The sequence below is a fragment of the Psychrobacillus sp. genome (genome assembly GCF_056205495.1).
On sequence record NZ_JBAEAP010000288.1, the window covers coordinates 1 to 3,844 of the forward strand.

5 protein-coding genes and 2 pseudogenes are annotated in these 3,844 nt (G+C 35.7%); all 7 read left to right on the forward strand.

Translation table 11 applies throughout. The features are described from left to right. Positions 1-267 (forward strand): annotated as a pseudogene (locus AC06OU_RS08425) (peptidase M28); the annotation flags it as partial. A 76-nt stretch (positions 268-343) separates the two neighbouring features. After that, positions 344-892 carry a DUF84 family protein gene (locus AC06OU_RS08430; RefSeq protein WP_475855184.1) on the forward strand — a complete coding sequence of 183 codons (549 nt, stop codon included), beginning with the start codon at positions 344-346 and terminating at the stop codon, positions 890-892. Positions 893-985: 93 nt separating this feature from the next. After that, on the forward strand, positions 986-1,498 hold the full coding sequence (locus tag AC06OU_RS08435; protein WP_475855185.1) for a hypothetical protein: 513 nt from the start codon (positions 986-988) through the stop codon (positions 1,496-1,498). Between the two features lie 10 nt (positions 1,499-1,508). Beyond that, positions 1,509-1,820, forward strand: coding sequence for a thioredoxin family protein (locus AC06OU_RS08440; protein WP_475855186.1), 312 nt, complete (start codon positions 1,509-1,511; stop codon positions 1,818-1,820). Between the two features lie 139 nt (positions 1,821-1,959). Beyond that, entirely contained in the window at positions 1,960-2,775 is an 816-nt protein-coding gene (locus AC06OU_RS08445) for a DUF1444 family protein (RefSeq protein WP_475855187.1), read from the forward strand. Next, positions 2,772-3,377 carry a YtpR family tRNA-binding protein gene (gene ytpR / locus AC06OU_RS08450; protein WP_475855189.1) on the forward strand — a complete coding sequence of 202 codons (606 nt, stop codon included), beginning with the start codon at positions 2,772-2,774 and terminating at the stop codon, positions 3,375-3,377. Before AC06OU_RS08445 ends, ytpR begins: the two co-directional genes overlap by 4 nt. Positions 3,378-3,503: 126 nt before the next feature. Further along, positions 3,504-3,844, forward strand: a pseudogene (locus AC06OU_RS08455) (hypothetical protein); the annotation flags it as partial.

Genomic DNA, 3,844 nt, shown 5'->3' on the forward strand with positions numbered 1-3,844 from the left:
GGCATGAGAGAATTTGTATTAGATATGGCTGAAACGAATAACATACCTTATCAGTACTTTATCTCTCAAGGTGGTACAGACGCAGGACGTGTTCATACTTCACTAGAAGGCGTTCCGAGCGCAGTTATTGGTATTTGTTCCCGTTATATTCATACATCATCGTCTATCATTCATACTGATGACTACGCTGCAGCGAAAGAATTAATCGTGAAGCTAGTTAAAGCATGTGACCGCACTACTCTAGAAACGATTAAAGCTAATGTATAAAAAAATGCCCTTGTGGCATTTTTTTTTTAGAGTTATGGCCAAGACAGTTTCTGTTTTAAAGAAGGAGAAATGAACGATGCATAAAATACTGATTGCAACTAATAATAGAGCTAAAACTAAGGCGGTAGAAACAGTAGGGAGATTATATTATCCCGATGCTATTTTTATAAATCAGGACGTGCCCTCTTTAGTGTCCGACCAACCAATGAGTAATGAGGAGACTAGACAAGGTGCTATCAACCGAGCCAAACATGCAATGGATATTTTAGATGGAACATTCAGTATTGGATTAGAGGGTGGAGTACAAGAAATCGATGGAACTATGTACATTTGCAACTGGGGAGCACTAGCAATCAAAACAGGGGAAGTGTTTACTGCTACTGGAGCTGGTGTACCGTTACCCGAAGAAATTGCAGAGCAGCTGAGAGCCGGAGGGGAACTAGGTCCTATAATGGATGACTATACCAACAAACAGGGGATTCGTCACAACGAAGGAGCTATTGGCGTATTTACTAATGGTATAATAAAAAGAAATGATATGTTTGAGCACATAATGTTATTACTTATAGGTCAATATGAACTCTTTTTAAAGCTTAAGCATGATAAAATAGATTTATATGAATGAAATCCTATCTAGAACAATAAGCTATACTAGTTGCAAGTAAATTAAATCATCGATAAAATATATAGCAGTTATGCTTTGAATGGAGGAACGAAATTGACGAGAAAATGGATGCGAGGAATTCTCGCGTCACTAGTTGTCATTTTATGTGCAGGCTGTGCATCTTTAGATGAACAAGCTGTAAAAGGCCTAGAAAAAGCAGAGAAGGCTTTTACGGAGGATGCTGAAGATCCTAACAAAGAAGTAAATGACATTAAACTATTTTTACCAAGTGGATATTCTGTTGAAGAAGATTCTGATGAAACTAACATTCTACTTTCAAAAGGAAAAGACTCTTATATCTTGTTTATAAACCCAAATGAATTGTCTACGAGTAAATTGTATTACGACTTAATGATGTCTAATAAGAATATAAATATCATTAAGGAAGAGACCTTTGAAGCGGATAATCGTTTTGGTTATGCAGCAATTCTGAAGAATAGTGAAGATAGATATGAGTTAGTATCCAGTATAGGTGGAACTAAGTTAACAACGATTTCGAAAGAAAAGGACGTAACAGATAATCTAGAACAGATGATGACGATTGTAAGATCTATTCAAACGAAGTAGGAGGGGTAACATGAAAAATCTAAATTCTATAGAGCAATTTAAACAATTGAGAGACAATGAAAGAGTTGTATTTAAATTTACCGCTGACTGGTGTCCTGATTGTCATTTTATTGATCCTTTTATGGGGGAAATAGAAGAACAATTTGCTGAATTTCAATTTATTTCAGTTGATAGGGACAAGTTCATAGATTTATGTGTGGAGTTAGATATTCTAGGTATTCCGAGCTTTGTCGCCTATGACCGTGGTAAAGAGGTAGGTCGTTTTGTAAGCAAGGACCGCAAAACAAGAGAAGAAATTGAATCATTTCTTCAATCTATTTAATAGAAAACGGTTCACATTTGTGAACCGTTTTTACATTTTGTAAATAGGAGTAGTACTTAGTACATAATATTTGTTTTTATATGCTCTGCAAAGATAGAATGCACATAGGTAGCGTAAGAATTGTGAAAGGAAGGATACTTTGAAAGCTCTTGAATTAATAAAAATATTTAAAACAAAAATTTCAGAAGATAAATATACGTATGATTACAATCGTGAAACAAACAAACTGCGCCTAACGCATAAGGAACTAGGAAAAGGAATAGATCTATCCATTCCTCCAATTTTGGCAAGATATGAGACTAAAAAAGAAAAGGCAATAGATGAGGTAGTTTACACTATATTAGAAACGTTTTTAGCGATGGAAAAGGAAATGGAAGGACTGCTGGACCCGAACTTTGCTGTGTACCCAGTTATTCGTTCGACATCCTTTCCTTTAAAATCAAATGAGGGCAATCGTTTTGTTACGAAGGATCATACAGCAGAAACGAGAATCTATTATGTATTAGATTTAGGTAACACGTATCGTTTAATAGATGAGAAAATGTTAGCAAGCTGGGGCTTACGTGAGACGGAAATACGAGAGAGAGCTCTTTTTCAAGTCAGAAACTTAAAAACAAATTATAAGATAGATGAAGTTGCCGGTAATACTTTTTACTTTTTTAACAATAATGATGGCTATGATGCAAGCAGAATATTGAACGAATCGCTTCTAAAAGATATGAAAAAACAGATTTCTGGAGATATGACTGTTTCTGTACCCCATCAAGATGTTATGATTATTGGTGATATAAGAAATGAGACAGGCTACGATGTATTAGCTCAAATGACTATGCATTTCTTTACCGTAGGATCTGTGCCGATCACCTCATTATCTTTTATATACGAAAAGGGAGATTTAGAGCCTATTTTTATCTTGGCTAAAAATCGAGTAACAAAGGAGAAAGAAGACAAATGAATATTTTTTACAACGCAGCTGGTGTAGGTGACGTTTTGTTAATCCAAATCACGCCTGAAAAAACAGAAAAGGTTATTACTGACATTAATGGAGATGTTACGCTTGTCAAGGACGCGCAAACTTCTGAGATTCTTGCCATTAATATATTTGGCTTCAGTAAATATGCACCTTTGGAAGCAAACGGACAAGTTGATCTAAATGAAGCGCTTGTGGCTAAAATCCAAGACGTATTGAATACCAATAATGTAAACTACCAATTAGAGGTCGATTTATCTCCTAAGTTTGTAGTTGGTTTAGTCGAATCATTAGAACAACATCCAAATGCGGATAAACTAAAGGTGTGTCAAGTGAACGTGGGGAATGAAACGCTACAAATTGTATGTGGAGCTCCAAACGTGGATGCTGGACAAAAGGTAGTAGTAGCTAAAGTAGGAGCAGTCATGCCATCTGGTATGGTGATCAAAGATGCAGAGCTTCGTGGCATCGCTTCTAGTGGCATGCTTTGCTCTGCAAGTGAGCTAGCTTTACCGAACGCTCCAGAAGTAAAAGGGATTCTTGTTTTGGAAGATAACAATGAAATAGGAAGTGCCTTTGTATCATAAAATTGAGAAGAAGTTCTTAAGCATGCCTAATAGGTATGCTTTTTTTCTACTATCTTTTATTTTTTAACAGACGTATACCATAATTATTGGTAAAATAGAAGGTATCGAGTAGAAAGAGTGATGTAAATGAATTGGTTTAAAAAATTATTTTCTAATAATGAGGAAGAACATATAGAAGAACATGAAGTGGAGGAGTCATCTCCAAAAGAAACACGTACTCCTTTCCGCTTTCCATTAATATCAGACAGCGAAAAAAATGAATTTTTGTATGGAGTAAAAGAGGAAAAGGCTGTTATTGAGCCAGAGCCGATAAAACCCGAGAAGAAAATATATGAAGCTCCTCCAATTTATGAGGGATGGCAGCAAAGAAAGTTACAACCAACTACTAAAAGAGTTGAAAAAGTAAAAGTGGACGAGCCTATTATAGAAAAGAAAAAACGTCCTTTTACTCCTACGCAGGTGCCTTC

Coding starts and splice junctions, on each gene's coding strand:
- AC06OU_RS08430 (WP_475855184.1), top strand. CDS start 344: ATGCATAAAATACTGATTGCAACTAATAATAGAGCTAAAACTAAGGCG.
- AC06OU_RS08440 (WP_475855186.1), top strand. CDS start 1,509: ATGAAAAATCTAAATTCTATAGAGCAATTTAAACAATTGAGAGACAAT.
- ytpR (WP_475855189.1), top strand. CDS start 2,772: ATGAATATTTTTTACAACGCAGCTGGTGTAGGTGACGTTTTGTTAATC.